The sequence below is a fragment of the Ruegeria sp. SAZD013 genome, assembly GCF_059612525.1.
Genome location: NZ_JBXWQT010000021.1, coordinates 112347 through 139327, shown reverse-complemented (window position 1 = coordinate 139327; position 26981 = coordinate 112347). Strand labels below are relative to the sequence as shown.

At 55.4% G+C, this 26981-nt stretch carries 26 protein-coding genes; 12 read left to right on the top strand and 14 right to left on the bottom strand.

All coding sequences use genetic code 11. The features are described 5' to 3' along the window. The first annotated feature begins 14 nt into the window (after positions 1-14). The gene (locus AC2FLU_RS12360) at positions 15-1361 is read left to right on the top strand and encodes an adenylate/guanylate cyclase domain-containing protein (RefSeq protein WP_480519333.1); all 1347 of its coding nucleotides are present in this window, start codon (positions 15-17) and stop codon (positions 1359-1361) included. 150 nt (positions 1362-1511) lie between these two features. Here AC2FLU_RS12360 and AC2FLU_RS12355 read toward each other — a convergent pair whose 3' ends face one another. From AC2FLU_RS12355 to AC2FLU_RS12330, 6 genes are all read right to left on the bottom strand, one after another. After that, entirely contained in the window at positions 1512-2171 is a 660-nt protein-coding gene (locus AC2FLU_RS12355) for a DUF2461 domain-containing protein (protein WP_480554799.1), read from the bottom strand. A gap of 12 nt (positions 2172-2183) precedes the next feature. Then, positions 2184-2522 (bottom strand): TfoX/Sxy family protein, encoded by a 339-nt coding sequence (locus AC2FLU_RS12350; RefSeq protein ID WP_496808183.1) that lies wholly within the window; start codon positions 2520-2522, stop codon positions 2184-2186. A 5-nt stretch (positions 2523-2527) separates the two neighbouring features. Further along, complete coding sequence (locus AC2FLU_RS12345) at positions 2528-2749, bottom strand: MAPEG family protein (RefSeq protein WP_480624183.1); 222 nt, start codon at positions 2747-2749, stop codon at positions 2528-2530. Between the two features lie 24 nt (positions 2750-2773). Then, the gene (locus AC2FLU_RS12340; RefSeq protein ID WP_496808184.1) at positions 2774-3160 is read right to left on the bottom strand and encodes a VOC family protein; all 387 of its coding nucleotides are present in this window, start codon (positions 3158-3160) and stop codon (positions 2774-2776) included. A 68-nt stretch (positions 3161-3228) separates the two neighbouring features. Beyond that, positions 3229-4464, bottom strand: a complete 1236-nt coding sequence (locus AC2FLU_RS12335; protein WP_496808185.1) for an RNA polymerase sigma factor — start codon at positions 4462-4464, stop codon at positions 3229-3231. 3 nt (positions 4465-4467) lie between these two features. Then, the gene (locus tag AC2FLU_RS12330; protein ID WP_480483831.1) at positions 4468-4839 is read right to left on the bottom strand and encodes a YciI family protein; all 372 of its coding nucleotides are present in this window, start codon (positions 4837-4839) and stop codon (positions 4468-4470) included. A 209-nt stretch (positions 4840-5048) separates the two neighbouring features. Between AC2FLU_RS12330 and AC2FLU_RS12325 the strand changes: the two genes are divergently transcribed. Further along, entirely contained in the window at positions 5049-7289 is a 2241-nt protein-coding gene (locus tag AC2FLU_RS12325) for a HEAT repeat domain-containing protein (RefSeq protein WP_496811994.1), read from the top strand. A 99-nt stretch (positions 7290-7388) separates the two neighbouring features. On the opposite strand, the gene AC2FLU_RS12320 is transcribed toward AC2FLU_RS12325, so the two are convergent. Then, a complete protein-coding gene (locus AC2FLU_RS12320) occupies positions 7389-8294 on the bottom strand; it encodes a LysR substrate-binding domain-containing protein (protein WP_209598847.1) in 906 nt (301 codons plus the stop codon). 178 nt (positions 8295-8472) lie between these two features. Between AC2FLU_RS12320 and ugpB the strand changes: the two genes are divergently transcribed. The 5 genes from ugpB (at position 8473) to AC2FLU_RS12295 (ending at position 13579) form a co-directional block, all read left to right on the top strand. After that, a complete protein-coding gene (gene ugpB, locus AC2FLU_RS12315) occupies positions 8473-9783 on the top strand; it encodes a sn-glycerol-3-phosphate ABC transporter substrate-binding protein UgpB (protein WP_480914603.1) in 1311 nt (436 codons plus the stop codon). 63 nt (positions 9784-9846) lie between these two features. Next, positions 9847-10728, top strand: a complete 882-nt coding sequence (ugpA, locus tag AC2FLU_RS12310) for a sn-glycerol-3-phosphate ABC transporter permease UgpA (RefSeq protein ID WP_209505975.1) — start codon at positions 9847-9849, stop codon at positions 10726-10728. 20 nt (positions 10729-10748) lie between these two features. Continuing rightward, positions 10749-11585, top strand: coding sequence for a sn-glycerol-3-phosphate ABC transporter permease UgpE (gene ugpE / locus AC2FLU_RS12305; protein ID WP_267365578.1), 837 nt, complete (start codon positions 10749-10751; stop codon positions 11583-11585). 3 nt (positions 11586-11588) lie between these two features. Next, on the top strand, positions 11589-12644 hold the full coding sequence (gene ugpC, locus AC2FLU_RS12300) for a sn-glycerol-3-phosphate ABC transporter ATP-binding protein UgpC (RefSeq protein ID WP_480624180.1): 1056 nt from the start codon (positions 11589-11591) through the stop codon (positions 12642-12644). Then, positions 12644-13579 (top strand): glycerophosphodiester phosphodiesterase family protein, encoded by a 936-nt coding sequence (locus AC2FLU_RS12295; protein WP_480554787.1) that lies wholly within the window; start codon positions 12644-12646, stop codon positions 13577-13579. Before ugpC ends, AC2FLU_RS12295 begins: the two co-directional genes overlap by 1 nt. A gap of 73 nt (positions 13580-13652) precedes the next feature. Here the strand turns inward: AC2FLU_RS12295 and AC2FLU_RS12290 are convergent, their stop codons facing one another. Then, positions 13653-15338, bottom strand: coding sequence for a tryptophan halogenase family protein (locus AC2FLU_RS12290; RefSeq protein WP_496715123.1), 1686 nt, complete (start codon positions 15336-15338; stop codon positions 13653-13655). 65 nt (positions 15339-15403) lie between these two features. Next, a complete protein-coding gene (locus tag AC2FLU_RS12285; protein WP_480519355.1) occupies positions 15404-16930 on the bottom strand; it encodes a malonate--CoA ligase in 1527 nt (508 codons plus the stop codon). Between the two features lie 280 nt (positions 16931-17210). Here AC2FLU_RS12285 and AC2FLU_RS12280 point away from each other — a divergent pair, with 280 nt between their 5' ends. The 4 genes from AC2FLU_RS12280 to AC2FLU_RS12265 are packed head-to-tail and all read left to right on the top strand — an operon-like array spanning position 17211 to position 21553. Next, positions 17211-18737, top strand: coding sequence for a DUF4153 domain-containing protein (locus AC2FLU_RS12280; RefSeq protein ID WP_480554786.1), 1527 nt, complete (start codon positions 17211-17213; stop codon positions 18735-18737). Positions 18738-18750: 13 nt separating this feature from the next. Beyond that, the gene (locus AC2FLU_RS12275; RefSeq protein ID WP_496715120.1) at positions 18751-19443 is read left to right on the top strand and encodes a response regulator; all 693 of its coding nucleotides are present in this window, start codon (positions 18751-18753) and stop codon (positions 19441-19443) included. After that, positions 19428-20960 carry a sensor histidine kinase gene (locus AC2FLU_RS12270; RefSeq protein WP_480473975.1) on the top strand — a complete coding sequence of 511 codons (1533 nt, stop codon included), beginning with the start codon at positions 19428-19430 and terminating at the stop codon, positions 20958-20960. Before AC2FLU_RS12275 ends, AC2FLU_RS12270 begins: the two co-directional genes overlap by 16 nt. 41 nt (positions 20961-21001) lie before the next feature. Then, on the top strand, positions 21002-21553 hold the full coding sequence (locus tag AC2FLU_RS12265) for a VOC family protein (protein ID WP_209505961.1): 552 nt from the start codon (positions 21002-21004) through the stop codon (positions 21551-21553). A 114-nt stretch (positions 21554-21667) separates the two neighbouring features. On the opposite strand, the gene AC2FLU_RS12260 is transcribed toward AC2FLU_RS12265, so the two are convergent. Beyond that, entirely contained in the window at positions 21668-22165 is a 498-nt protein-coding gene (locus AC2FLU_RS12260) for a hypothetical protein (RefSeq protein WP_496808187.1), read from the bottom strand. Between the two features lie 290 nt (positions 22166-22455). Here AC2FLU_RS12260 and AC2FLU_RS12255 point away from each other — a divergent pair, with 290 nt between their 5' ends. After that, entirely contained in the window at positions 22456-24192 is a 1737-nt protein-coding gene (locus tag AC2FLU_RS12255; RefSeq protein ID WP_496811993.1) for a caspase family protein, read from the top strand. Positions 24193-24863: 671 nt separating this feature from the next. Here AC2FLU_RS12255 and AC2FLU_RS12250 read toward each other — a convergent pair. From AC2FLU_RS12250 to AC2FLU_RS12235, 4 genes are read right to left on the bottom strand one after another with little or no spacing between them, the layout of a single operon-like run. After that, positions 24864-25298 (bottom strand): c-type cytochrome, encoded by a 435-nt coding sequence (locus AC2FLU_RS12250; RefSeq protein ID WP_480473972.1) that lies wholly within the window; start codon positions 25296-25298, stop codon positions 24864-24866. 11 nt (positions 25299-25309) lie between these two features. Continuing rightward, positions 25310-26176 (bottom strand): CopD family protein, encoded by an 867-nt coding sequence (locus tag AC2FLU_RS12245; protein WP_496715113.1) that lies wholly within the window; start codon positions 26174-26176, stop codon positions 25310-25312. Positions 26177-26178: 2 nt separating this feature from the next. Continuing rightward, positions 26179-26520 (bottom strand): copper resistance CopC family protein, encoded by a 342-nt coding sequence (locus AC2FLU_RS12240; RefSeq protein WP_480494746.1) that lies wholly within the window; start codon positions 26518-26520, stop codon positions 26179-26181. 10 nt (positions 26521-26530) lie between these two features. Then, complete coding sequence (locus AC2FLU_RS12235) at positions 26531-26962, bottom strand: c-type cytochrome (protein ID WP_496808190.1); 432 nt, start codon at positions 26960-26962, stop codon at positions 26531-26533. Positions 26963-26981 lie beyond the last annotated feature (19 nt).

Here is a 26981-nt window from a genome sequence, read left to right as displayed (position 1 = left end):
AAGATATCCGGCAAATGTCCGATACCGTACAAACCAGAATACAATCGCGCAGCAATGTGGCGTTCGCCGAAGAAGAGCGTCAAGGGACATTGCTGGCAGCTAAAGTCCGAACACTTGCATTGGCCGTTGTTCTTCTTTGGCAGGCGATCGACAGCCCGGAAACAGGACCGGCTTATTACTTCAATCTTCTGGAAATTTTTTTCTTTATTTTACTGGGAGGTTTGCAGTTTGTCGCTGCCTACACGCGTCGCGGCGGGCGTGGTCTTCCGTATGTGTTCGTTACGTTAGATTGTGTTTCGCTTGCAGCCGTTTTTACCTTGGGATCACCATATATCGACAGCCCCTTGCCACCCGCCATAGCGATGGACACGGCGCGGTTTTTGTTTTTCTTCCTATTTCTGATGCAGACATCTTTCAGTTTTCGGCCTTCCCTTGTGGTTTGGTGCGGTGTCAGCATCATTGTGTCCCGCCTCGGGATGTGGGCATGGTTTCTGAGTCAGCCTGACGTACGCAGTAACTTGGAGTTGACCGAGCAATCCGTTGAAGCCTGGCTTGCCGGGGCAAGAGACTTGAACTTTCTGTTTCTTGGCTATGCAGCCATAGAATTGATGGTCGTGCTGATCGTGTCTGCCGGGCTTGCAATCGTCGTCGCGCGCTCTCGCAGGCTGGTTCAGAATTTCATTTCGACCGAAAGAAAGCGAGCCAGCCTGGCGAGGTATTTTTCACCCAACGTGCTTGACGAATTGAGCAGTCTGGAAGCCGGAATTGCGGCTGGTAGGCAACAAAACGTTGCCGTGTTATTCGCGGACATAATGGGGTTTGCGAAGCTTTGCGAGAACGCGACTGCCGACGAGGTGATCGAACTTTTACGAGACTACCATGATCGGTTGGGTAAATCGGTATTCGATAACTCTGGCACTTTGGACAAGTATATCGGCGACGGTCTTATGGCCACGTTTGGCACTCCAACGCCCAGTGCACACGACCCTGCCAATGCGTTGAACTGCGCATTCGAGATGATAGAAGCGTTGGACAAATGGAACGCAGAAAGAGAGTTGTCCGGGAAGGAACCGGTGCGTGTGGGAATCGGGCTGCATTGGGGATCGGTTGTAGCTGGCGACATAGGCAACGAGCGGCGACTGGAATACGGCGTGATTGGGGACAATGTGAATGTCGCAAGCAGGATCGAGCACCTGACCAGAGAACTGAACACGCAATTGGTCGTGAGCCACGATTTGGTGCAGGCCATCGGGCACAACGATGCAATCCCAAACTTAAGCCGGTTGACTGACGCCGGAGAACAAAAAATCCGGGGGCGCGCCGCTCTGGTTAAGGTTTGGGTTTATCCGGCAAGCCGATGACATCTCAGCGCGACAGCATCGCGACAGTTGAGCTCGCATTTATTTCCGAGCTCACTTGTAGACGGTGATCCTATCAAGGCATTGGGCGATTGAGACCGGCACGGCAGTGAGGCCTGTCAAACCTCCGCCCCCCCGTAAACCAGGCAGGGGTTACTCGATCCGAGAAAGCAATTGGAAAACCGGCAAGAGTTGCCCAAAAACACCTTTCGTTCGTTCAATGAGGTTTGGTTCGATAGCTAAGGCAGGATTGCTCAAATCTGTCCAGACGGTAAAGCCTTTGCGGCGCAATGCCTCTTCATTTGGATGATCTTTGTCGAAACCGGAGGGAACACGTTTCAATTCAGGATCCCCGACCCGGAAACCACGCTTTCGCATCTCAGCGGCAAGCTGTATCACCTCTGCCCCATTGGGGCCTGCCATCTCTGTTCGGAAGGCATCCAACGCTTCCTTTTCGTACTGAAACACCCCGCAGCCAAGCGCCAGATCATCGGGTGAGAGACCGAAGAACCACATCGGCGGCTGATCCGCACTCCCGTCTGGAATAAACGCAATATGCAGGTGTGCGTTGTAAGGTGTTTTGTCCTTGGAAAATCGGACATCCCGATGAATACGAAAAATCTTGCTGCTATGGGTCTGGCCGGTCAGATCACGCAAGGCATCCGCCATGTCATTCGCGAACTGCGTGCCTGCCTGCTTCAAATGGGTCTCGTAAGTTGATTTGTTGGCTGCAAACCATTCCTTCGTGTTATTGGCCCGCAAATCCCTGAGAAAACCAAGCGCTTCGGGTGAGAAACTTTCAAACTGAGCCATTGCCTTCTCCGTTCAGTCTTTCGCGGGAAGGGCCGCGGCGTGTTCGAGACAAAGGTGTAACCAGCGCCGCAAAGCGGCGTCATCGCAATCACTCTCATCCACGCGGATAAAACCACCCAGCTTGCGTGCACCGTGAATCACTTCTTGAGCCGCAGGGTCCGCCAGCGCAATTCTTTCGTTGTCCTTGCCCACCCGGAACATGAAACGGCCCAGCCCGTCGTTATGCCGCCGCGCCCCGCACAGCATGTTGCCGTTCAAGAAAAAGCAATTGCCACCCATCATACGCTTTTCTGAAATGCCCACATGCGCGGCCAAAGCGTCACGAATGCGTGCGTTGAGGGATTCATCCACCGGCATCAGCTGGATGCCTCAAGCTGCCGGTGGATTGATGGCGTGAACGGAATATAATCGACGAAGTTTCCATGTGACCGCATTACGCGCACGAACCTGTCGCCCCCATCCCATAGCGGATGGGCAACCGTCCTGAATCGACGCAGGCCAACAGCAATCGCCAGTGGAACGGTTACCCAGTCTAATAACGCTGCAACAACCTGCACAATGTGCGAATTTTGTTCCATCTGCGCCCTCCTTTCAGACAGTTCTCAGGGTCTCATGCTTTCATACGTGATCAATGCAAAGCGGGCACCTTGGGGGTCGTTCAGCGTGGCCATGCGCCCGACACCCGGCATATCCATCGCGGGTTGAAGAACTTTGGCGCCTTTGGCTTCGGCCTTTGCAACACTCGCATCCACATCGTCCACTGTGAAGAAGATCGTCCAGCTTCCACGCGCCTCTGGCATTGGTGAAAAGCCTCCGATAGCGGTCTCGCCCACAACTGCAGCTGAATAACTGGACCCATCCTGCATCGGCATATCGCTGATCGTCCAGCCCAGCACATCCTGGTAAAAGGACTTGGCTTTGCTCTGATCCGGCCCGGAATGCCCGATCCATCCTGAATTTCCGACAGCCGTCATCTCAAGTATACTCATGGGTACCTCCGTTGGTTACGCCCGCCACATGCGGGTCTGACCCAAGGACGTATGAGGAGTGTGTGTTCCTACAGGCCCTCCAATTCTTTTTGACTGATTTTGATTTTTTCTTTGATCACGTCACATTCCAACGCGGTGGGGGAAAGCGCCAACACGGTTTCAAAGGCGGAAATGGCGTCGTTATGATCCCCCGCTTCTTGCAAAAGGCCACCTCGCATCGCGTGAAACCAACGATAGTTGGACAACTCCTGTGACAGCGGATTCATTGCTTTCAATGCATAGTGTGGGCCGTATAGCTTGGCCTTTGCGGCAATCTGGTTGAGCCGGATCACCGGTGTCGGTTGTAATTCGTAAAGGGCAGCATAGTGACTTTCGATCAACGCCCAGTTGGTTTCTTTCGATGAGGCGGAACAGGCATGTGCCGCTGCGATTGCAGCCTGGATGATATATACCCCGCGGTGGCCAGTCCGCTGGGCTTTTTGCAACAGCGATGTAGCCTCAGCGATATTCGAGCGATCCCAAAGATCGCGGTTCTGATCGTCGAGTGCGACAAGCTTGCCTTCCACGTCAATCCGGGCCCGGCGCCGGGCGTGTTGAAACAACAATAGCGCCAGCAATGCGGCCTGCTCGCCCATTGCAGGGAACAATGCGACAAGAAGGCGGGCAAGCCGGATGGCTTCTTTACACAGCGTGAGCTTGATTTGCTGTGGCCCGGCCGAGGTCGACCACCCTTCGCTGAACATCAGATAAACCATTGTCGAGACTTCGCCCAACCGGGCTTGCCTCTCAGCCGGGCTTGGCGTTTCAAAGGCGACCGGGTTATTTGCGATCTTCTTTTTGGCGCGGGTAATGCGCTGCTCCATGGTTTTGGATTTGACCAGAAATCCGCTGGCGATCTCATCGACACTCAGCCCCACGACCACCCGCAAAGCAATGGCGATCTGATCCCGCCGATCCAGTTCCGGATGACAGCAGATGAAAAGCAAGCGCAGGACATCGTCCCGCATCTCGTCTGGGTCGGGTGTTTCCGCCGGCATCGGTTGAAACTCCTCTGCGTGGCGCGACAGGATTGCCGCGCGCCGCCGGGATTTGCGTAATTCGTCCAGACCCGCATTCCGGGCCGTGGCCAGAAGCCATGCCAATGGATCACGAGGCGCCCCGTCCTGGGGCCAAACTGCCAAGGCTTTCAGGCAGGCGTCGGCAAAGGCCTCCTCTGCGGTGTCCAAGTCCCGAAAAACCCGCGTCAGGGCAGCAATGGCGCGCGGGCGTTGTTCAGCAAATGTGGCCTCCAGCCAGACTGACATGATCTATTCCGACGATATGGCACCCCCGGCCCAGGCCACAGGCCGAACTTCCAGCCGCGCGACCGGTGAAGAGATCAGTTTTGCATGTTCCAACGCTTCTTCAAGATCTTTGAAATCAGCGGCGTAAAACCCAAGGAAGTTTTCCTTGGTCTCGGAAAACGGGCCATCGGTGATCAGGGGGGCAGCACCTTCGGACGCCGCCGGTTCGACCATTACCGCTGACGTTGGCGGCATCAGTTTTATCGACACGAACTCTCCGCGTTCCGACAAAACCGCTTGCAGGGCGCGATGGCCTGACATCACTTCGTCCTGGCGATCTTTCGGCAATGCCTCGAACACGCCCGGTTCCCCATAAATTGTGATTGCGTAGATCATTTTCGCCTCCATGCGTTGGTCGCATTGTGCAAGGACGCGCGACGCCATGCAAATCCGACAACACGCAGAGCCGACAGATTGCCCAGACCGCTTTTGGCTGAAAACCCAGAAGCCCGGGCTTCCATTGCCATCCAGATAACAGGTCGGTGGATTTCAAAAACCGGAGCAAAACCGGTACCTTGAAAACCGGTTCCCAGAAAAATGTCCAAATGGTAGGCTGCGAGACTATGGAAAGCCGGCCAAATCGTCGATTAGCAGCCATCTTAGCCGCCGATATCGCAGGCTATTCAAGATTGGTTGGCTTGGATGAAGAAGGCACCATCGACAAGCTGCGCCGGATCCGCGCTGAAGTCATCGAGCCCTTGATCGCCGGGTATTCAGGGCGCATTGCGAACACAGCCGGTGATAGTTTTCTGATCGAATTCCCCAGCGCAGTCGATGCGGTTCGCGCGGCAGTCGAGATACAGGCCGAACTGTCGAAAAGAAACTCGGATACCGAACCCGACCGCGCAATCGTTTTTCGGATCGGTTTGAATGTCGGCGATGTCGTCTCAAACGCCGACGACATCCTGGGTGATGGTGTCAACGTGGCCGCACGGCTTGAGGCGCTGGCAGAACCTGGGGGGATTATCGCCTCGCAGGCGATTGTCGGATACGCGCGCAACAAGGTGCCCTTCGCCTTTACGCCAATTGGCCCGCAATCCGTCAAGAATATCGCGGACCCCATTGAGGCGTTCCGCGTCGAAACAGATGCGTTGACCCCGGCGGTAAAGCAAAAAACGAAGAAAGCGCCGCGTTTAATGAAGCTAGCTGCAATCCTGATCGTGTTGGGCGCGACCGGGTATATCGGGACAAAGACATGGGAAAAGGGTCAGTTGCGCGCTTCTGAAGCACAGATGGCTTACCCTCTGCCGGACCTGCCCTCGATCGCCGTGCTTCCCTTGACGAATTTCACCAGCGACGCGTCCAACAAGATGTTGATAGATGGCGTTTCCGAGGATCTGATAACGGACTTGTCCCGCATATCAGGGTTATTTGTCATCGCCGGAAACACATCCTTTGCATTTCAGGACCGCGACATTGATGTGGCAGGTTTTGCCGAGAAACTGGGCGTTCGCTATGTCGTTGATGGAAGCCTTAGACGCAGCCGAGAGGGTTTTCGGGTCAACATCCGCCTGACGGACACGTTGAACGGCAGATTGATCTGGGCGGAACGTTTCGACGGTGAAATCGATGAGATCTTCGACCTGCAAAACAACATTGTACTGGCGATTGCGCGCGAGTTGGATGTCCCGCTCGACACGCAAAGCCGGATTGCTATCGAAAGCATAGAGACTGAAAAGATTGAGGCGCGCGAAGCGTTCCAGCGCGGATGGGCGCTTTATTCACGCTTCAATGAACAGGACAATCTGGCCGCAATTCCGCATTTTGAGCGGGCTGTCGAGCTGGACCCGAATTATGCGCGCGCCTGGGCGATGTTAGCTATGGTACATTTGCGACCGCACATCTTCCACCACTGGTCAGGCTTTGCGAATGCTGAAGAACAGATGCATATCGGGCTGTTCTATAAATACTACCGTGAACTGACGCATCAGGACACCTCGCTTATCCACGTCATCAGGGCAATTGTCGCTCTCAACCTTCCGGACTGGGACAGCGCCGAGGGTGTAAGTCGGGGAACAGAAGAAGCGAGACAAGAAGCCGCGAAAGCCATTGCCCTGCAACCAAGCGACCCCGAAGCGCATGTGACAATGGGATGGGCCTTGATCGCGGGTGGCGAGCCAGAAGAAGGGCTGGCATTTGTACAGGCTGCAATGCGCCTCGACCCGGAATACCCCAGCCACTACGCGCTATTTCAAGGTGCTGCGCTGTTTGCGATGAATGATCTGAAAGGTGCAGAGGCCGTTATTAGGTCCGAGCTGGACCGAAACCCGCAGGCAGTTGAGTTGATGCCATTTGCAGCGTCGGTTCTGGCCTTGAATGGCGATCGAAGCAGCGCGCGTGCAATGATCGAACAATGGCAGAATGGAAAAAACGAGAAGGTTCTGGGCGAAGCGGTGCGCGATTATTTCTTTATCGTGCGATGGATCGGCGAGCATCAGCATTTGAACAATCGCTTGAAAAACGGCCTTCAATTGGCCGCGCTTCCGCCGAGCACGACAGTTGCAAGCCTAAAAGCTGATCTGATGCGCGGAGATGCCAAGGAACAACGTGACGCGGCTCAGTCTTTGGCGCTCTTTGGAGCTGACGCAGCCCCAGCCGTTCCGGAACTGATCATGCTGTTGGGCAGCCCTTCGGTTTTTGTCAGAAAAGAAGCCGCCAACGCCTTGGGTGAAATCGGCGGGAAAGCATTCCCCGCTTTGCCTGCATTGGAAGCAGCCGCAGACGAGTCTTTGTCGGGAAGATTTGCCGCCCGAGCCATTGAACAGATACGCGGAGCCTCACAATAACGACGACTTTGGGCGCTATCGACCTCTTTGCTCCTGCTTTTTCTGGAGAGTGTTGGCTGGAAACGCGGGCAGGTATCCTTCGTCCCGGTGACCGCAGCCTCACGCAAGTGTTCTGAACGCATTCAGACTTTCGCTGAAATGCTCGATGAACTCCAGTGTTATCAAAGACGGCTGCTTCAGAACCGGGCGTACCAGCGAAAGTGTATGCGGCAAAAACGGCTTGAATGGCCTGTAGCTTAGCCCCCGGTCTGTGTAATGGACAGCGTCCAGTTCGCTGACGATTGAGACACCAACGCCTTTTATCGCCAATTCACATGCCGCCGTGAATTGCCGGACTTCGATATGAGAGTTGAGTGTAACATTGGCCTGCTGAAATGCCTTCGAAAGCCGTCCGAAAAAGTCGCTGTCGCGCCGCGTATGTATGATGTTCTCATCTGCAAGATCGGATGGCGTCACCTCCGAGAGGTTCTCAAGCGCGTGATTTTTCGGGAATACGCAAACCGTGCGCACATCGACATTTCTGCTTTCGACCCCCGGATGACCGTTGAAGCCATCGGTGATTCCAAAGTCATATTGTTCGCCAACCATCCATTCCAATATCCGTTCCGGCCTGTCCGGTTCGATCGTCATGGTGACACCTGGCCGGTCTTTCAGAAAACTTGCCACAACATCCGGCAGATGGCTGGTGGCGAAACCGGGCAGGCAGGCGACGCGGATATGCCCGGCTTTACGCTGCGTGATATTCTGACTCGCGTCCGATATCTGCTTCATCAATTCCAGGACACGGTCCACGCTGGGTTGCAGATAGCGAACTTCCTGGGTTGGCACCAATCGCCCTTTGCGGCGATCAAAAAGTTGAAATCCAAACGATTTTTCAAGATCCGACAGCAACCTGCTGACAGCTGGTTGGCTCACCCCCAAATCGGCGGCCGCTGCTGTGACCGAACCATTGGTGGTCACCGCCATGAGTGCTTCCAATTGCCGAATTCTCAAAGTTTGTCTCATTGCAGACCCAGTTCCGCTTTTTCATTCACGCTTTATAACATTGTATTATGTTTTTTGCCAATAAGTAGGGCTTGAATTATATTTCTGTAACGGTAACGTCGTGAAATCGTCATGTGTGTCGAATACGCGTTGCAGTCGGTACTCAACGAAGCATCAAACCTGATGCATGGGAGGAATCATGAAAAAGAATTTGCTTGGCGCTCTTGCCGTTACAACTGCCTTGTCCCCCTTGGCGGCAATGGCACAAACCGAAGTTCAATTCTGGCATGCCTTTACCGGCCGCCTTGGCGAACTTGTCAAAGCGCAGGTTGAAGAATTCAACGCCGGTCAGGATGAGTTTGTCGTGGTCGAAAGCCACAAGGGCAACTATTCAGAAACCCTGAACGCTGGCATTGCCGCTTTCCGTGCTGGCGAACAGCCACACATCCTGATGGTTTTCGAAGTTGGCACCGCAACGATGATGTCGGCAAAAGGCGCGATCAAGCCGGTCTACGAAGTCATGGCTGAAAGTGGCGCGTCTTTTGATCCCGATGCCTATATCGGCGCGGTGAAGGGTTACTACACCACCACCGACGGCGATATGTTGTCGCTGCCGTTCAACTCGTCCACGCCGGTCTTGTGGGTCAACCGCGACGCCATGCAGGCGGCAGGTGTTGATCCTGATACTGACCTGTCAACTTGGGAAAAAGTCGGCGATGTGCTGGAGCAACTCAAAGCCGGAGGCGAGGACTGCCCGCTGGTGACGGCATGGCAAAGCTGGATTCACCTGGAAAACCTGTCAGCCTATCACAACGTTCCGTTTGCATCGCAGGACAATGGTTTTGCCGGTCTGGACACAGAACTGATGCTAAACGGCCCGGTACAGGTCGCGCACCTGAGCGCCATGGGCGACTGGGCCAAGGATGGGAAATTCATCTATACCGGTCGCAGAAATGAAGGCGGCGCAAACTTCAGGGCCGGTGAGTGTGCCTTGTTCACCGAAAGCTCGGCCGGGTATGCCGGGATAAAAGCCGAGGCCGAGTTCGACTTTGATGTGCGCCCGCTGCCGTATTGGGAAGCGGTTACAAGCGAGCCTCAAAACACCATCATCGGCGGTGCATCCCTATGGGTGATGGAAGGTCATGATCCCGAAGAATATAAAGGCGTTGGTGAGTTCCTGAGCTTCTTGTCCTCGTCCGACGTTCAGGCAGCATGGCACCAGAATACCGGCTATCTTCCGATTACCGCAGAAGCCGGTGAAGCGACTCGTGCGGCCGGTTTCTATGATGAAAACCCGGGCACCGATATCGCTGTGATCCAGATGACCGCGAAAGAGCCGACAGCAAACTCGAAAGGTCTGCGTCTGGGGTCGTTCGATCAAATCCGCGGTATCATCGATGAGGAGCTTGAGGCCATCTGGTCCGGTGAGAAAACCGCCCAGGAAGCCATGGACAGCGCAAAAGAACGCGGTGACGCGCTTCTGCGCAGGTTCGAATCGGCAAATCAATAAACCTCTGAAATCCGGTGCGGGCTCGGCAGAGCCCGCATCCACTTTTCTCGGCGGGTCATCAGGATGGAAAAACGCGTCACTTTTCGCGGCTGGCTGTTGCCATTGGCACTGATCGCCCCACAGGTCGTCATTTCAGCCGTATTCTTCTTCTATCCCGCTGCACAAGCTGTATGGCAGTCGCTGTTCATCCCAGATCCGTTCGGGTTGTCGTCCAAGTTCGTCGGTCTGGGCAATTTTGAATTTCTGCTGAGCGACAAGTTTTATCGCGCATCCTTTGTAACCACGGCGGTGTTTTCGACGCTTGTTACGCTCTGCTCCATGATCCCGGCCCTGTTTCTGGCAGTCATTGCAGATCGGCTGATCAAAGGATCCGGAGCTTATCGGACTCTGTTGATTTGGCCTTATGCAGTCGCACCGGCGGTTGCGGGTGTACTCTGGCTGTTCATGTTCAACACGCGCGTCGGTGTCGTGTCGTGGTATCTTGGACAGCTGGGCTATGACTGGAACCACGTCTTGAATGGCACCGAAGCGATGGGGCTTGTGGTTGTCGCTTCGGCCTGGGGGCGCATCAGTTATAACTTTTTGTTCTTCTTCGCCGCACTCCAGTCGGTTCCGAGGTCGGTCATCGAGGCCGCCGCGATCGATGGCGCACGATTCTGGCGCAGGTTTTTCACGATTGTCCTGCCGTTGCTGTCACCTACAGCGTTCTTCCTGCTTGTTGTGAATGTGGTTTACGCGTTCTTTGAAACTTTTGGCGTAATCCACACAATCACCGGCGGCGGGCCGCAGCAGGCCACGACCATACTGGTCTACAAGGTCTTTTCAGACGGGTTCGTCGGTCAGGATCTGGGCTCGTCTTCGGCGCAATCGGTCATTTTGCTGATTGTCGTCGGCCTGCTGACCGTCATTCAGTTCAAATACGTGGAAAAGAGGGTGCATTACTGATGGCAGCCCAGCAGCACGGAATGGTCGAAAAGCGCGGAGCGGGTATCTGGCTGACGCATGCCCTGATGATCCTTGGCGTTCTGGTCATCTTCTTTCCGATCTGGCTGGCGTTTGTCGCCTCAACCGTTACCCAGCCGGAAGTTGTATCACCACCCATGCCGCTTTTGCCGGGTGATCAGTTCTGGGAGAACTACAAGGCAGCCCTGTTTTCCGGCGTGAATGTCCCCGTCGCAACGATGCTGTTCAACAGCCTTGTGATGGCCATCGGGATTGCAGTGGGCAAGATCGTCATTTCACTGCTGTCGGCATTTGCAATCGTCTATTTTCGTTTTCCCGGTCGAACAACGTTCTTTTGGCTGATCTTTCTGACCCTTATGCTGCCGGTCGAAGTGCGGATCGTACCGACATTTGAGGTCGTGGCCGGGTTCGGAATGCTCAATAGCTACTACGGGCTGATCTTTCCCCTGATCGCCTCGGCCACGGCGACCTTCCTGTTCCGTCAGTTCTTTCTGACAATTCCGGACGAGCTGGCCGAAGCTGCGCGTGTGGATGGTGCCCGGCCAATGCGGTTTTTCATCGACATCGTCGTTCCGATGAGCCGGACAAACATTGCGGCACTGTTCGTCATCCTGTTTATCTATGGGTGGAACCAGTATCTGTGGCCGCTGCTTATCACCACCGACCCTGAAATGAACACCATTGTGATGGGCATCAAGCAGATGTTCCCGTCTGGCGATGATGTGGCAGATTGGCCGGTCATCATGGCGACCTCCATTCTGGCAATGATCCCGCCAGTCATCGTGGTGGTGTCAATGCAAAAGCTTTTTGTCCGCGGCCTTGTCGATAGCGAGAAATAAGAAATGGCAACAGTAACTCTGGAGAATGTCAAAAAGAGCTTTGGCCCGACAGATGTCATACATGGCATCGACATCCAAATCGAAGATGGCGAGTTCATTGTCATCGTCGGCCCTTCGGGTTGTGGGAAATCCACGCTGCTGCGGATGGTGGCAGGGCTTGAGACCGTGACCTCGGGTGAAATCCGGATTGGTGAGGAACGGGCCAACGAAAAAGAGCCGATGGATCGCGACATTGCCATGGTGTTCCAGAACTATGCGCTCTACCCGCATATGTCGGTCCGGCAGAACATGGGCTATGGCCTGAAGATTGCAGGGTTGCCCAAGGCCCAGATCGATCAAAAAGTGACCGAGGCGGCCAGGCTATTGCAGCTTGAACCATTGCTGGACCGCAAACCCAGACAATTGTCAGGCGGCCAACGTCAGAGGGTGGCTATGGGTCGCGCGATTGTCCGTGAACCTGCGGTCTTCCTGTTTGACGAGCCTCTTTCGAACCTGGACGCCAAGCTTCGCGTGCAGATGCGGCTTGAGATTCGTGAGCTCCAGGAAAAACTGGGGATCACGTCGCTTTATGTAACACACGATCAGGTTGAAGCCATGACAATGGCCGACAGGATGATCGTCATGAACGGCGGTATCGCCGAACAGGTTGGCACACCGCTAGAGGTATACGAAACACCAAGAACCCTGTTTGCGGCGCAGTTCATCGGCAGCCCCGCGATGAATGTCTTTGAAGCCCGACGCGAGAACGGAACCGCCATGATTGGTGAGGTCGCGGTTGGTTCGTCGCCGGGCCCTGATACTGCCTTTAAACTGGGGGTACGACCCGAGCATCTATTGCTGGATGACAATGGCCCGATTGAGGCCATGATTCAGATGGCAGAGCCATTGGGGGCAAACACGCTGTTGCACGGTCAACTGTCCGGCTCGGGCGATCCGATCACGATCAGCCTTCCGGGTGTGCATCCGATTGAAGGCCGACATCCGAACATGCGGTTTTCTGTGTCCTCAAACCATTTGCATCTGTTTGACCGATCTACCGGTGAAAGGCTGGAAGGCTGATGGCATTCCCTCAGGTCGAGGCTTTCCGGGGGGGCGACAACCTGATCCGCATCGTAGGCCACCGGGGTGCGCGAGGTGTGTTGCCTGAAAACAGCATGATTGGCTTCGACTTTCCGCTCTCCATTGGCGTGCCGCTTCTGGAGTTTGATGTTGTCCTCACGGCTGACGACATCCCTGTCATAACCCATAATCACCGGCTGCACGCCCCCAGTTTTCGCGATGTTGACGGCCAGTTTCTGACCGGGGAAGAGCCGAAGGTTTCAACCCTGACGTTCGAGCAGATTCAGAAGTTCGATGTTGGGCGGTTGGATGGGAATTCTGCCTATGGTCGGCGTTTTCCTGATCAGGCACAAATGGATGGCGTTCGCGTTCCAAGGCTGCTTGACCTGCTGGATCTAGTGAGTGACCCCCAACATAGCGATGCCTGTCTGATGCTCGAGCTGAAGTCGGACCCCGATTTGGCTCATGACGCGCGCTACAGAGAGAAGTTTGTCCGCCTTGTCCTGCAAGAGGTCCGTTCCAGGGCCCTGTCGTCGCGCGCCGTGCTGCACAGTTTCGACTGGAATCTGTTGGAAGAATGTCAGCGGCAAGCGCCTGATATGCCATCTTCTTATCTGACCCAACTTCCCGAAAACGCCGAGGATGTAGGGGAGGATTCTTCAAAAGCAGTCTGCCCGGATTTTCGAGGCCGCAAAGGCGAAATTCCGCTATTGGTCAAGCAAGCGGGCGGCTCACTGTGGTGCCCGTATTATGCAGATGTAACTGCCGAAAACGTCGAACTGGCCAAGGATTTGGGCCTTTGCGTTGCGGTTTGGACGGTCAATGACCCTGTAGACATTGCCAAGATGATCGACCTGCGTGTGGATGCCATTGTTTCTGATTATCCGGGTCGGGTTCAAAGACACTTGTCTGACCGGGGTATGAGCTGGCGTTAAACCGCCCTGAAGGCCGGGGCTGAATGCCTCGCCCTTCAGTTTATCAAATTTCCTTCGTAAGGGCAGAGAACCGCTAGAACAGTTGCAAATCCTTCGCGCCGCTTTGGATTTCAGCAAAGTTCGGCATGTTCTGGATCGTAACAGGTGCGGGATTCGTGCCCGGCATCGCAACCGTCGGTTTCGCCACGTTCGCCATTCCAAAGACCGGTTTTTCCAGCTCACCCCGGATATCGCGCAGCAGCGTTTTATGATCCGGCATCACTTTGACGATCTGCGCAAGATCCTCTTTCGCACGCTGCATGCCCTGGAACCAGATCACCTTCTTCAACGGCCGCAAACGATCTCGGATGCCGGTACCGTAACCCGTATCATAGACCTGTTTGCCCAACAGAACCGTCTGGTACACGCGATGATCAAACAGCGTGGCAAATTCCACATCGTGATCCATCGGCAGACGGTGCTGCCACAATTCCAGATTCTCGGCCAGCCGATCCGGTATCTTCATCTCTGTTCGCGCGTCGATCCAATACGGGTCATCCTTTCGGTTACCCAATCGGTAATGCAGGCAGATGAATTCCAGAACCTCGTTATAAAGCTTATCCATCTGCCGGTTGTATCTTGCCCGCAGCGACGGGGCGACGTCGCGCGTCGGCAAGTGTTCTGCAAACCAGCGTACTGCGTGGTCAATCATGTGGATCGCGGTACTTTCCAACGGCTCGATAAACCCGCCGGACAGACCGATTGCCACACAATTCTTGACCCAGGCATTGCGCACGCGCCCGACGCGCATCGGGATAATCCGCGGCGTCAAACCCTTACCGCTGTCACCCAGCCATTCAAGATATTCGTCTGCCGCCTGATCATCCGTTCGATGCGCCGAGGAGAACACATAGCCCGTACCCACACGATTGTAGAGCGGTACCCGCCACGTCCACCCCGCGCCCAGCGCGGTCGACCGCGTGAGGCTTTCGATCTTGTTAGGATTGCGGTGTTCAACCTGCAACGCCATGGCGCGATCATTGGGCAAATAGTCCGAATAATCCAAGAACGGCTCGCCCAGCGCCTGATTGATGATCAGGCCGCGGAACCCGGTGCAATCGATGACCATTTCGATGTCATGACGTCCTGCCCGCTCCAGCATCAGATGGCTGACGTTGCCCTGTTCATCCAGCTCGACTTTCTGTACCTCGTCCTGGATATGCTCGACGCCGCGCTTGGTGCAGACCGTGGTAAGCATGCCCGCAAACTTCACGGCATCCAGATGATAGGCATAGCCAAAACGCTGTTCAAACTCGGGCTGACCCAGCTGCCGCGCGCCTTTGCACAGACGGCCCAGATGATCGTGGGGCGAAATGGACTGTGTAAAGTCCCGCTCTCCATTGCCAAAGCGCAGGAAATACTCGGCGGCGTCCAACCCTTCCAGCATCTGGCCATGGGCAAAGGGGTTCACGTAATCGATGCGTTTTCCTTTGGGGTCCTTGTTCCAGTTGCAGAACTTCACGCCCAGTTTGAAGGACGCGTTCGTCTCGCGAAAAAAATCCCGTTCGGAAATGCCCGCCTGACGGAGCGTGACCGGCATGCGCGGCACCGTAGCCTCACCCACACCCACGGTCGAAATATTAGGGCTTTCGATCAGGCAGATATGTGGCCGGTCCGCTGTTGATGAAGTGCGTGAAAACACCATGTCCAGGATCAACGCGGTCATCCAGCCTGCCGTGCCGCCACCTACGATGGTGATCTTGCGCAAACGATTGTTCATATTCTTCTATCCCCATTGGTTTTGAGGACTATATCAAGTTTCCGACGCTTATCTAGGCTCTGCCATTATGTGCCTTGTGACCCGGCTTTGAACATGTCCCTGAACTGGTCGCGCAAGATGTTCTTTTGGACTTTTCCCATTGTATTGCGGGGCAATTCATCCAGTTGAATAAGCGTGCGGGGATGTTTGAACCGCGCCAGGCTGTCGCGCACTGTATCCATCAACGCGTCGAGATCCGGAGATTGACCAGGTTCGGCAACAATCAGGCCCAGCACGGTTTCACCGAAGTCGGGATGCGGCACGCCGATCACTGCGCTCTCCAGAACACCGGGCTGGCTGTCCAGAACCAGCTCAATTTCCTTGGGGTAGATATTGTAGCCACCCGAGATGATCAGGTCCTTGTTGCGCCCGACGATATGGACATACCCATCTTCGTCGACCCGTCCCAGATCACCGGTGATGAAGAACCCGTTTTCACGCAGCTCGGCAGCCGTCTTTTCCGGCATCTGCCAATATCCCTTGAATACGTTCGGACCACGCACTTCGATCTCGCCGATTTCACCCTGCGGCAAAGGGTTACCGTCTGCATCGCATATCTTTAGTTCCACCCCCGGCAAGGGAAACCCGACCGTGCCCGCGCGACGTTCGCCGTCATAGGGGTTCGAGGTGTTCATATTGGTTTCGGTCATGCCATAGCGTTCTAGGATACGATGACCGGTACGCTCTTGGAATTGTGCATGGGTATCCGCCAGCAGAGGGGCTGAGCCCGATACGAACAGGCGCATATGTTCGGTCAGCCCCCTGGTAAAACGCGCGTCTGCCAGCAGGCGCGTGTAGAAGGTTGGCACGCCCATCATCGACGTGGCTCCGGGCATCCTGTCAATGATCTGATCAGGGTCGAATTTTGGCAGCCAGATCATGCTTCCGCCAACCGCCAGAATGATATTCGTGGCCACAAACAGACCATGTGTGTGAAAGATAGGCAACGCGTGCAACAGAACGTCTTCGGACGCAAACCGCCACTCTTTGACCAGTGTCCGCGCATTGGACAGCAGGTTGTTCTGGGTCAGCATCGCCCCCTTTGAACGTCCGGTGGTGCCCGACGTATAAAGAAACGCCGCCAGATCCTCACCGTCCCGATCCACAGTCGCAAAGCTGTCTGGCATTGCAGCCGCCAAATCCATCAGCGAGCCAGAGCCGTCCGCATTCAGCGTTTCAACCCTGCCCCCAAAACGCGCGGCAATCGGGGTCAGTTGGTCTTTGCTTCGGCCATCGCAGACAACAAGTGATGCGCCGCTGTTTTCGATGAAATACGTCAACTCGTCCACGGTATAGGCGGTGTTCAGCGGCAGGAAAACCAGACCGGCCTGCGCGCATGCCGCGTAAAGCGCCAGCGCCTCAGGCGATTTATCGACCTGAGCCGCAACGCGGTCCCCGGGTTTTAGACCCAGTTGCGTGGCCACATGGGCGATCCGGGCGGCTGTGCTCAGAAAGTTTCGATAGGTGATGGTCGTCCCGTCTGTCAGGTGCAGGAAAGCCGTATCTTTGCCGGCGTGAATGCCAAACAGATCATCATAGAGAGGGTTGGCCATGTTCGATCCTCCGTTTCCTCAGCCATAACGGCGAACCGCTTCTCAGGGGAAGGTTCAACTGTGTCACACTGCGCTTTTGCTTGCAGTTCAATGTCTGGACACGTCGCATTTATTGCGCGGCGCGAGTTGCAGCTCGAAAATTGTGGTTGGTAATGCCTTTCACCGCCTCTGCACATTTTCTGCACGAAAGCCCCATGAAGGCTGCGGATACGTCACGCCAAAGATGCAAGCGCCGCAGGCAATCTGCCGGGAACACAAACCTGCAAGCAGGAGACAGGACATGAGGCAGGAACTGACAATTCGCGGCGTACCGGACAGCATCGTGTTGGACGCGTGGTGGCTGGGAAAGATGGACGAAGTCCCCCGATGGGGAGGCAACAGACGACAGCAGAGTGGTTCTCTGATGTCCACGCTGAAAATGCGCCATGCAATCCCGCTTCTTGCATCGCTGGTAGCGCTTGCTGATTGGTTGTTTTGGGAACAGCCGCTAGGCATTTCTGTCTCAGTCTTCGCGCTGGTCTTGTCCGCCGCGATCATGGCGATGAAACCCCGGCGTGCGACTGCAAAGGAGTGGCGCATAGCCGCCGCATTTGCCTTGATCACCAACCTACCGGTGGCCATCGATTTACAGCTTCTATCTATGCTGTTCAGCCTCGCTGGTTTGGTCAGTCTGGCGACCTGGGCGCTATTCGGTCAGACCGTAAACGAACGTCTGCTGCTGCGAACCGCCCTGCGACTGCCTTCCATCGGCGCGACGCTTTTGCTGCGCGACACATGTCGCACCGCTGTGGCCGCCGATCTTGGGTCCGACAGCCGCCGCCACGCAGCCTCGCTGGCCTTGCCGTTGCTATTGGGCGCGGTCTTCCTTGCTTTGCTGGCCGCCGCCAATCCAGTGCTGGAAGACCTTCTGGCCGAGCTGGACCCAAGTCTTCTGTTCGAGGGGGACTTCTGGCTGCGGCTTCTGTTCTGGAGTGTAATGGCCTCGCTGCTGTGGCCGTTCCTTAACCTCAGCGATCCGTCGCTGGGTGGCATTGCCCGCCCCGCCGCCATGCCGAAGACGGGCCCAAGCCGGGCCGCATTTCTGATCAATCCAATCTCGGTGCGCAATTCGCTGTTGCTGTTCAACCTGATGTTCCTTGTGCAAACCGTGATGGACCTCGGTATCCTGACCGGCGGTGTATCCCTGCCTCAGGGGATGAGCTATGCCGCTTATGCCCACCGGGGCGCTTATCCGCTGGTGGTGACGGCCCTTTTGGCGGGCGTATTCACTCTGGTCACTCACAGCATGATCGGCGCGGACCGGACGTTGCGCTTTCTGATCTACATGTGGTTGGCGCAGAACATGTTCCTGGTGCTGACAGCTGCTATCCGGCTGCATCATTACGTCGACGCCTATGCGCTTACCTATTTGCGGGTGGCCGCCTTCATATGGATGGCGCTGGTTCTCACCGGTTTGCTGCTGACCGTGGTGCAAATCCATCGCGGCTTCGGTACAACCTGGCTACTGCGGCGTTGTTTTGCAGCGCTTCTGGTGGTCTTGTATACCTGCAACTTTGTGAATTTTGCATCAGTCTTAGCCGGCTACAATCTGAGCCACGGCAGCGCTCTGACGAAACAGGATACCGGTTACATATGCAGCCTTGGTGCTGATGCTTACCCAGCCATACGCGATCATGAAACCAGAACCGGACAGCAGGTCTGTGACGCGTGGATGCAATATGACCTGAAAAAGGATGCAATCACCAACTGGCGCGAATGGGGCTTTCGGAGATGGCGGATCCAAGCCTATTATCGGCAGCAGAGTTGAAGGACCCCATTTGATGCCTGCACGCATTCTTGTTGTCGACGATGATCCGGATATCCTTGAGGTAACAAGGTTCGCGATTGAAAAGGCAGGCTATGCGCCACTTCTGGCCAGTGACGGCCTGACCGCGCTTGATACAAACCGCCAGGAAAGCCCCGACCTGATCGTGTTGGATATCGGGCTGCCCGAAAAGGATGGTCTGGAAGTATGCAGGGACATCCGCAAATCCTCGGACGTGCCGATCCTGTTCCTGACCGCCCGCGATGACGAGGTCGACCGTATCGTCGGGCTGGAGCTGGGCGCCGATGATTATCTGACGAAACCCTTTTCCCCACGCGAATTGGTGGCCCGGATCAAGGCCATCCTGAAACGCAGCGCGCCGACACCTGCCCAGCCCGACCCGGTGTTGTCGCAAGGCAGCCTGCACCTGGATGCAGAGCGGCACCTGTGCAGGTTCGCTTCAACCCCTGTGAAGCTGACCGGATCGGAATTTCGGCTGCTGGCAACTCTGATGGCCCGTCCCGACCGCGTTCTGTCCAGGGCGCAGCTGATTGATGCGCTTTACGGCTATAACATCCACGTCTCGGACCGCACCATTGACAGCCATATACGCAATGTCCGTGCCAAACTTGCCCAGGCCGGCTGTGCCGAGGGGATCGTGACCATTCACGGTGTCGGCCTCAGGATGGGTGCATGCACGCCCGGCTGAACCGTAAATGGCGCCCCAGATTGTGGACCATCGTTCTGCTGGTGCTGGGCATTGTCCTGTGCTTGCCCTTTGCCGGGCTGGTCCTGTTCCGCTTTTATGATAGTCAACTGGTGCAACAGACCGAAGAAAGCCTGCTGACACAGGCTGCGGTTATGTCAGCGGCGTATGCCGAGCTTTATGCAGATGCAGCCGGGATCAAGCCGCCCCGCCCGAGTGCAATCTCAACCGAGCACGCGGTGTTCCCATCACTGTCGGTCAATCGCGAAACGGTTCTGCCACCGCGCCCGGACGCGCGGCCCGCAACCGTCCGACCCGGTTCGGTTTATCAGGCCATCGCCGCCCCGCTAAGCCGCATCGCCAACGCCGCCCAAGCGCAAACCCTTGCGGGTTACCGGATGCTGGATGTCGATGGGAACGTGTTTGCCGGAACCGCGGAAATCGGGCAGAAGCTGGGCCATGTTGACGAGGTTCGCGAGGCCCTTTCAGGGAAAACCGTCTCGGTCGCACGCACCCGCGTGCGCGAGGACGCAACGCCTGCGCTTTATACCCTCAGCCGCGGTGCCCGCGTGCGCGTTTTCGTGGCGATGCCAGTGTACGTGGATCAGACCTTGATCGGGGCGGTTTACCTGAGCCGCACCCCGAACCATATTTTCCGCTTTCTGTACGGCGAACGTTTCAACCTTGCCAAGGCCGCGGCATTTGTCGCTTTGTCTGCGGCGCTTATCGGGTACGTATTCTGGCGGTTCATCACCCGGCCGATCCACCTGTTGATCCAGCGCAGCCAGATGGCGGGCCACGGTGGTCAGGCATGGGAACCACCAGACCAGCTTGGCACGCGGGAAATCGCGGATCTGAGCCATAGTTTCCAATCGCTGACGGAACGCTTGCAGGACAAGCAGGACGGATTGAAAACGTACACCGCCCATGTCACCCACGAGCTGAAGTCACCCCTCACCGCCCTGAAAGGCGCGGCAGAGCTGCTGCGCGACGACGATTTGCCATCTGCGCAGAAACACCGCCTGCTGGACACTGTAGAAAAGGGCGGAAAGCGGATGGAGGATCTGCTGGCCAACATGCGCGCCTTCAGCCTGGCCGATCAGAGTGCCATCAACGGTACATGCTGTCTGAACGACATCACTGATCAGGTCGTCCAGACGTTCCCGGCGCTTGCCATCAAGGCTGAAAACGATAACTTGCCCTTGCCCGTCGCGGCACCCACCCTGCACATCATACTGACACATATGCTCGAGAACGCTCAGCAACACGGCGCGCAGAATGCCGTGCTGACAGCCTATCAGAACGACGGTGTCATCAGTCTAAAAATTGCGGATAATGGCGCCGGTATCAGTGAAGGGAACAAGGACAAGATTTTGCAGCCCTTCTTTACGACAAAAAGAGAGGCCGGTGGCACAGGTATGGGCCTGAATATTGTCAAAGCGACCATGGAAGCAATTGGTGGGCAACTCAGTGTTGTACCAAGCAATCAAGGCGCTTGTTTTCTTCTCACCTTCAACTAGCCGGGCGAGGTGAGAACTCATCAAACGGGAGGAAACTCAACATGCGCAAATTGCAGGCACAGGGCATTCACCACATCACCCTGACTGGTGCAGACCGGCAAACGTCAATAGACTTCTGGGAGGGTCTTCTCGGGTTTTCGCTTATCTTCGATCAACCAAACCTGGACGATCATTCACAGGGTCACTTGTACTTTGCCGCTGGTAACGGCCAGACGATCACGGTGTTCACCAATGAAGATCGAAAACCGTCCGGCAGTTTGCTCAGGGATCAGGTTGGCGCGGTTCATCATCTGGCCTTCGCGGTGTCACGCTCGGTTCTCATGCAGGTCGAGGAACGGCTTGACGAGAGGGGTATCAAGCACACGCCAATCAAAGACCGGGGCTTCATGAACTCGATCTATTTCCACGATCCGTTGGGTTTGAGGATCGAGCTTGCGAGTTACCGCTTTGAGCCGCCTGAAGGTGCGACTCATGGTGACGTTCTGGCCGAAGCGCACAGGCTGCGCGTTGAACGTGGTGATCTTGCGATTGCCGACGTCCACCTTGCCGATGCGATCGAGAATATCGTCTCGGAGCGTACTCCAAGAATGTAGCCCACATGTCGTTTAACCTGAGCGGTGGGCATCGCGATCCCCAACAAAATCGAAACCGGCAAAGTCGATTGATCGATCCAATGCCCCTTTACGGGTCTTCTTTATGCAAAAAACCTAATCGGGAAGCGTGGCCACCGTGAGTGACCGCAGGAATTCGCCAATATCAGACACCTCTTGTCGGCTCACTGCGCGATTGATGAGCATGTCCGTGTTCCGCCCTGGAACTGTGTCTTCAGCGCTCGCGGCCACAATGTGGATGTCTGCCAAAGGATCATCGCTCAGGGTGCGTCCCAACTGAGAAACGGCCATAACTCTGATCGCCTCTTCCAGATCGCTTACCGAGCCATTGTGGAAATAGGGCGCGGTCAGCGCGACATTGCGCAGGCAGGGCACGCGAAACCGGACGGGACGCTCCTCAAGAAGCAGATCGTATTTTACCAGATAGGGATTGCCGTCCCAAAACACCGGGAATATTCGGTAAGTCCCAAGTGGCTTTTCAGTGCCCGCTGTGGAGAGCGCGGCATCGATATGGCAGTTTCGGCAGCCGATCTTGTCGAAAAGCACGAGGCCGCGCAAATCTGCTTGTAACAGCGCCGCATCCTCGCCTTTCACAAAGCGATCATAGGGCGTATCGGGCGTGACAAGCGTGCGTTAGTAAGCCGCGATCGTGCGGGTGATATTGCGGAGAACCAGAAATCCTCCGTTGCTCAAACCCCTAAATCTGTCCGGTGGGTGCTGACGTCACACAAGGCCCAAGTGAAGCAGTTGGTTTGACAACAACGTCGCCCATAAACTCCATTTATGCTATATTAGGTCCGGTTTCAGTGGACGATTTTGCCATGTTAACGCGCCAATTGCACCAATGCTTCTTTGGATCGTGGATATATCTGAGCTTCGTTTTGATGTTCGGACTGAACGCAGCGCTTGCGGAAACGCCTCATGCAAAACGTGTGGCTTTGGTAATTGGAAATGCACGATATGAGCATGTGTCAAACATCCCAAACTCAGCCAATGACGCCCAGGATATTTCTGCCGCCCTCAAGAGGATCGGCTTTCATGTCACAGCAAAACAAAACCTCGACTACCGCGAAATGCGCCTGACCTTAAGAGACTTCTCTGAGGATGTAGTCGATGCGGATATGGTATTAGTCTATTTTGCAGGTCACGGGATCGAAATCGACAACACAAACTACCTGATACCGACCAATGCCGAACTCGGGAGTGACAAGGACGTAGAATTCGAGGCAATCCGTCTGGATACGGTGCTCAACGCCGTTTCGACCGCGAAAGGCTTGAAGCTGGTCATAGTGGATGCGTGTCGGAACAACCCGTTCGTGAGCGATATGGTTCGAACCACTGCAACCCGATCAATTGGTCAAGGGTTAGGCCGCATCGATCCCAGTGGGGTTCTTGTCGGGTATTCAGCGCGAGGCGGGACTTTGGCGCTGGATGGTGACGGTCGCAACAGCCCGTATGCAGAGGCCTTTCTTGAACATATCGAGGTACCCGGGTTGGAGCTTGGGAAGATGTTCCGGAAGGTGCGGGATACAGTTTACGAACTTACAGATGGGTATCAGGAGCCATTCACCTATGGGTCTCTGCCCGGTCATGACATTTTCCTTGTCCCAGCAGCACTCAAAGAGCCAATCAATAGTGACGATGCCACTGCAGATGCTGCCAATGTCGTTCGCCCTGTCGATGAGCGCGAGCGGTCGGCGCAACGTGTTCTGGGCGAGGCCATGCAGCTGGAAGACGAAAGCGCGAAGCAGGGCGCTTTAAAGCTGATCGCGCAGCTGTATCCAGACACCCGCGCGGGGCAATATTCTCAACAGGTTACGGATGTGGTCGGACACACAAATCGGAAGATTGCCACACTCGTCACGCCGAAAACGACGATTTCACCCCCTGGAACCGAAAGCCGCCTAGACGCGCCTGCACCGTTGCCACGCTCGAATTCGGACATCGAGGCCAGTCTGAATCTGAACCGAAACGAATACCGGAGCATTCAACGCGGCCTGAACGCGCTTGGGTTTTCAGTTGGATCAGTGGATGGGATCTTCGGGCCTCGGTCCCGTGAAGCTCTGAAAGAGTTTCAGAGGCAAAATGGCGCAGAAAGAACCGGATACCTCACAGCACAAAGCTACGCCTTTCTGAAAAATGTAGCAAAACCAGAACCATCCGCGCAAAGCGACCAACAAGCAGACCCTCAGATACTGGTGGCCGTACCCAAGTCGCCCCCAAACGAGAACGCCCAAACCGCCTTCTATGGTGACTATGTCATCGAATTCAAAAGACGACCGGACCCACGTTACAATGGCGGCGAACTTGCCAACGAAAAGCCTAAAACAATGCTGCGAGTGGTGTACCGCAAATCAGCCGCCGGGTTTCAACTTATTAGTGCTCAAGACAATACTGGAACCGGTGCGTCGCGTCCGCAAAAGTTTCGCGCATCGCTGTCTGACAACGGAAAACTGCGGATCTCAGGAAACGTGGGATACCTGTTTGGAAAAACCCGAGTTGTACCATTCTCGGTCACTCAGAGTTTTTCGAAGGAATTTACCAGTGGCAAAACCGTGCATTCCAATCAGGGTCGGTTTGATGCTGCATTTTTCTTTGATATGACAATTACACGGCGCTGAGTGAAGTCGGAATGGGTGTAGCGCGGCCCAGCAGACAGGCTCGCTTGCCCAAGCGCATCCGCGTTCGCCACGTGGCGGATCAGCAGGAACAGGCGCTTTCGGCAACTGATCTGCGTATCTGCGCTGATTGTCACAAAAAGAAGTCAGGGTCATTCCAACGGGTTTGGATGCCAATGTAGGAAGTGAAGTGCTCATGCACCTTTGTGCGGAGTTCGCCGTGGTTCGTGCCCGATGCTTCTATGTGCCTTGCTATTGTGTCACCGCACACTGCAAGACGCCGTGCCAGAGTACCAGTCTCATTAGGGCATCTAGTACGCAATGAAACACGAAGGTTCTACGCGGTGTGTTTAGTCTGGTGCGGTGTTTTGGTGCCGCGTCGGGTAGGGGCCAACGAAAGTAGTAGATGCCGTGTCGGGACAGTGAGAGATACGCATGCAGCTTCATTTTGCGTCACACTTGTGTGTCACGCCGCTCTATTGCTTGCTAACTGGTTGTATTGTTAGGTTTTGGCGGAGCCTGGGGGAAACGCTGCCGAACGCCTAATGCCCTGATAGTAAACACTATTGTAGTGTGCTGGTTTACAGAGTGTCTCACCTTAGTGTCACACTTAGAAGCACTCAACCTGCTACGTTGAACTGTGTATACCCAAACCGACACCAGACTACTGCCCTTTACTGATGAGGAAGGTTGCGACTAGCCTGCATTTGCTGAACATCGTCAGGCCAAGTGGAGCGTATGTAAGCCAGCACGTCCCATATGTCGTCGTTAGTCAGGGTGCCCTCAAAGCCCGGCATGCCGCTGTTGAAGTCTTTAATACCGCGTGCTGCCAATGCGTCTGCCCCACCTAGTTTGGTATACTCGAACAGTAGCTGGTTATCATGGTGCCATGTGTGCCCTGTCACGTCATGTGGTGGGGCGGGTAACACTCCGTCATCGCCGGGTGTCTGCCAGTCGGGTTGGCCTTCCAGATTAACTCCATGGCACGAGGCACAGTACTCTGCGTAGAGTTTTTGCCCATTCGCGAGGTCCCGGTCTAACAACTCATGATCTGCAGCGACGCTAGTACCAATACTGCATATAGCGAGTGCATACAGGTGTTTGTTCATCTCTACCTACCTTAACTCGGAAGCGTTAGTACGCTGGTGAGTGTCGCCGTTGTCGCCAGAACCGCAAATACGACTATTGCCTCAACCTCGATAGATCGGGCGAGGCGTTGCGCTGCTTTAGCCTCTCCGCTTTGTAAGGCCGGAACAAATCGGAGCTTGTTGGCAGCGGCGAGGATCAACAACAGCGCCACAAGGAACACTTTGAGCAACAGAGTCTGACCGTAGCTAGTGAACAAGAGCCCTTGGAGATTGCCAACAAACAACCAAGCCATCCAGAGACCCGCCGCGACCAGCGTTGGCACAATCAGTGCAGCAGCTTGTCCGAACCTGTGCCCTAGTTCAGCAGCATCTGTCAGGTGTTCAGGCATGAGAGCCATACCCCGCAGCGGGCTAAAGATACCCACCCAAAAGGCTACACATAGAAGATGCAACAGGAGCAAGAGTTGGACACCAAAACTCTCCAGTTCCGGCACATGTCCGATCTGTGCAAAGGACCACATGGCCAATGCGCCACCCAACAGCGCGATCCATAGGCCAAAGCGAGGAACAGACAGTCCCACAAGGATCAACACTGCGCCTGCAAGGCGATAAACAAGTACGTCGCCTACGGATGTTTGCCAAAGCAAGCCAAGCATCTCTGGATCGACCATGCCGTCAACTCCGCCTGTTAAGGCGGCTCCTCGGAGCATGAAGCCAAATACCGTTGCTGCGAGGGAAAGCCACGCCAAGACCATGGCTTGGCGCTTCATCGCAAGGCTTATCGGCGCGACTAGTTCGGAATAGAGGCACTTCACGACGACAAGCCCGGTGGACCCAGCAAAGCCGATGTAGAGCACCAGCTTTGCGAGGATTGCGACAACTCCCCAAATGTCTGGCATGCTCATTCCACGGAAAAGGAAAATTCGCCCTGCATCGCATGGCCGTCTTTACCTAAACCACGCCACTCGATGACATAGGTGCCGGTTCCATTGCCCGGCAATGGGATCGTGAACACCTGACGGAAACTTGTTTGGTCCCCCAAATCCAAGCGTATCGCCGCTTGCTCTTCATGGGCCATCTCAATCCGTGTCAACCGGATGTCCTTGGTGAAGCTGAGGCCAATTTCGGCGGGCACAGAGGTTACAGTAGCCCCGTTGGCAGGTGTCGTTTCTTCGGCCTTGGAATGCGCCAGTACCCCGCTGGGAATAGCAGCCATGATTGCGAGCGTTATGATCTTCTTCATGGTTCTGTCCTCAATTTATTCCATTAGCACGCTGGATTTCACGAATGTACGCGATCACCATGGCAACGTCGCCTCGCGTCAATCCTTCGACCGGCGGCATGTCACCAAACTGCCAATGATGGCTTCTTACACCTTGTGAAACCGCCCTCTGAAAGGCTTCGTCAGCGTGGTGGCTGGGCTCGTATATCTTGTGGATCAGAGGCGGTCCTGCGCCTTCTACTCCGACCGCGTTGACGCCGTGGCAAGTAGCGCAGGAGACATCAAAGACACGCTGACCGATTACAGCATTGCCCTCAGTTGACGGCATCTGAATTGCGACCATAGCATCGCCTTCAAGTGCCTCCTGCGGCGTAGTCTCTTCGATTGAACCGGGCCGAAGGGTTATGAAAGCGGCGACGGCAGCGACGGTGCATACACCGACTAGTAAGTAACTTTTTTTCATGGATTGGTCCTGACATTTT

Coding starts and splice junctions, on each gene's coding strand:
- AC2FLU_RS12360 (WP_480519333.1), top strand. CDS start 15: ATGTCCGATACCGTACAAACCAGAATACAATCGCGCAGCAATGTGGCG.
- AC2FLU_RS12355 (WP_480554799.1), bottom strand. CDS start 2,171: ATGGCTCAGTTTGAAAGTTTCTCACCCGAAGCGCTTGGTTTTCTCAGG.
- AC2FLU_RS12345 (WP_480624183.1), bottom strand. CDS start 2,749: ATGGAACAAAATTCGCACATTGTGCAGGTTGTTGCAGCGTTATTAGAC.
- AC2FLU_RS12340 (WP_496808184.1), bottom strand. CDS start 3,160: ATGAGTATACTTGAGATGACGGCTGTCGGAAATTCAGGATGGATCGGG.
- AC2FLU_RS12335 (WP_496808185.1), bottom strand. CDS start 4,464: ATGTCAGTCTGGCTGGAGGCCACATTTGCTGAACAACGCCCGCGCGCC.
- AC2FLU_RS12330 (WP_480483831.1), bottom strand. CDS start 4,839: ATGATCTACGCAATCACAATTTATGGGGAACCGGGCGTGTTCGAGGCA.
- AC2FLU_RS12325 (WP_496811994.1), top strand. CDS start 5,049: ATGGTAGGCTGCGAGACTATGGAAAGCCGGCCAAATCGTCGATTAGCA.
- AC2FLU_RS12320 (WP_209598847.1), bottom strand. CDS start 8,294: ATGAGACAAACTTTGAGAATTCGGCAATTGGAAGCACTCATGGCGGTG.
- ugpB (WP_480914603.1), top strand. CDS start 8,473: ATGAAAAAGAATTTGCTTGGCGCTCTTGCCGTTACAACTGCCTTGTCC.
- ugpA (WP_209505975.1), top strand. CDS start 9,847: ATGGAAAAACGCGTCACTTTTCGCGGCTGGCTGTTGCCATTGGCACTG.
- ugpE (WP_267365578.1), top strand. CDS start 10,749: ATGGTCGAAAAGCGCGGAGCGGGTATCTGGCTGACGCATGCCCTGATG.
- ugpC (WP_480624180.1), top strand. CDS start 11,589: ATGGCAACAGTAACTCTGGAGAATGTCAAAAAGAGCTTTGGCCCGACA.
- AC2FLU_RS12295 (WP_480554787.1), top strand. CDS start 12,644: ATGGCATTCCCTCAGGTCGAGGCTTTCCGGGGGGGCGACAACCTGATC.
- AC2FLU_RS12290 (WP_496715123.1), bottom strand. CDS start 15,338: ATGAACAATCGTTTGCGCAAGATCACCATCGTAGGTGGCGGCACGGCA.
- AC2FLU_RS12285 (WP_480519355.1), bottom strand. CDS start 16,930: ATGGCCAACCCTCTCTATGATGATCTGTTTGGCATTCACGCCGGCAAA.
- AC2FLU_RS12280 (WP_480554786.1), top strand. CDS start 17,211: ATGAGGCAGGAACTGACAATTCGCGGCGTACCGGACAGCATCGTGTTG.
- AC2FLU_RS12275 (WP_496715120.1), top strand. CDS start 18,751: ATGCCTGCACGCATTCTTGTTGTCGACGATGATCCGGATATCCTTGAG.
- AC2FLU_RS12270 (WP_480473975.1), top strand. CDS start 19,428: ATGCACGCCCGGCTGAACCGTAAATGGCGCCCCAGATTGTGGACCATC.
- AC2FLU_RS12265 (WP_209505961.1), top strand. CDS start 21,002: ATGCGCAAATTGCAGGCACAGGGCATTCACCACATCACCCTGACTGGT.
- AC2FLU_RS12255 (WP_496811993.1), top strand. CDS start 22,456: ATGTTCGGACTGAACGCAGCGCTTGCGGAAACGCCTCATGCAAAACGT.
- AC2FLU_RS12250 (WP_480473972.1), bottom strand. CDS start 25,298: ATGAACAAACACCTGTATGCACTCGCTATATGCAGTATTGGTACTAGC.
- AC2FLU_RS12245 (WP_496715113.1), bottom strand. CDS start 26,176: ATGCCAGACATTTGGGGAGTTGTCGCAATCCTCGCAAAGCTGGTGCTC.
- AC2FLU_RS12240 (WP_480494746.1), bottom strand. CDS start 26,520: ATGAAGAAGATCATAACGCTCGCAATCATGGCTGCTATTCCCAGCGGG.
- AC2FLU_RS12235 (WP_496808190.1), bottom strand. CDS start 26,962: ATGAAAAAAAGTTACTTACTAGTCGGTGTATGCACCGTCGCTGCCGTC.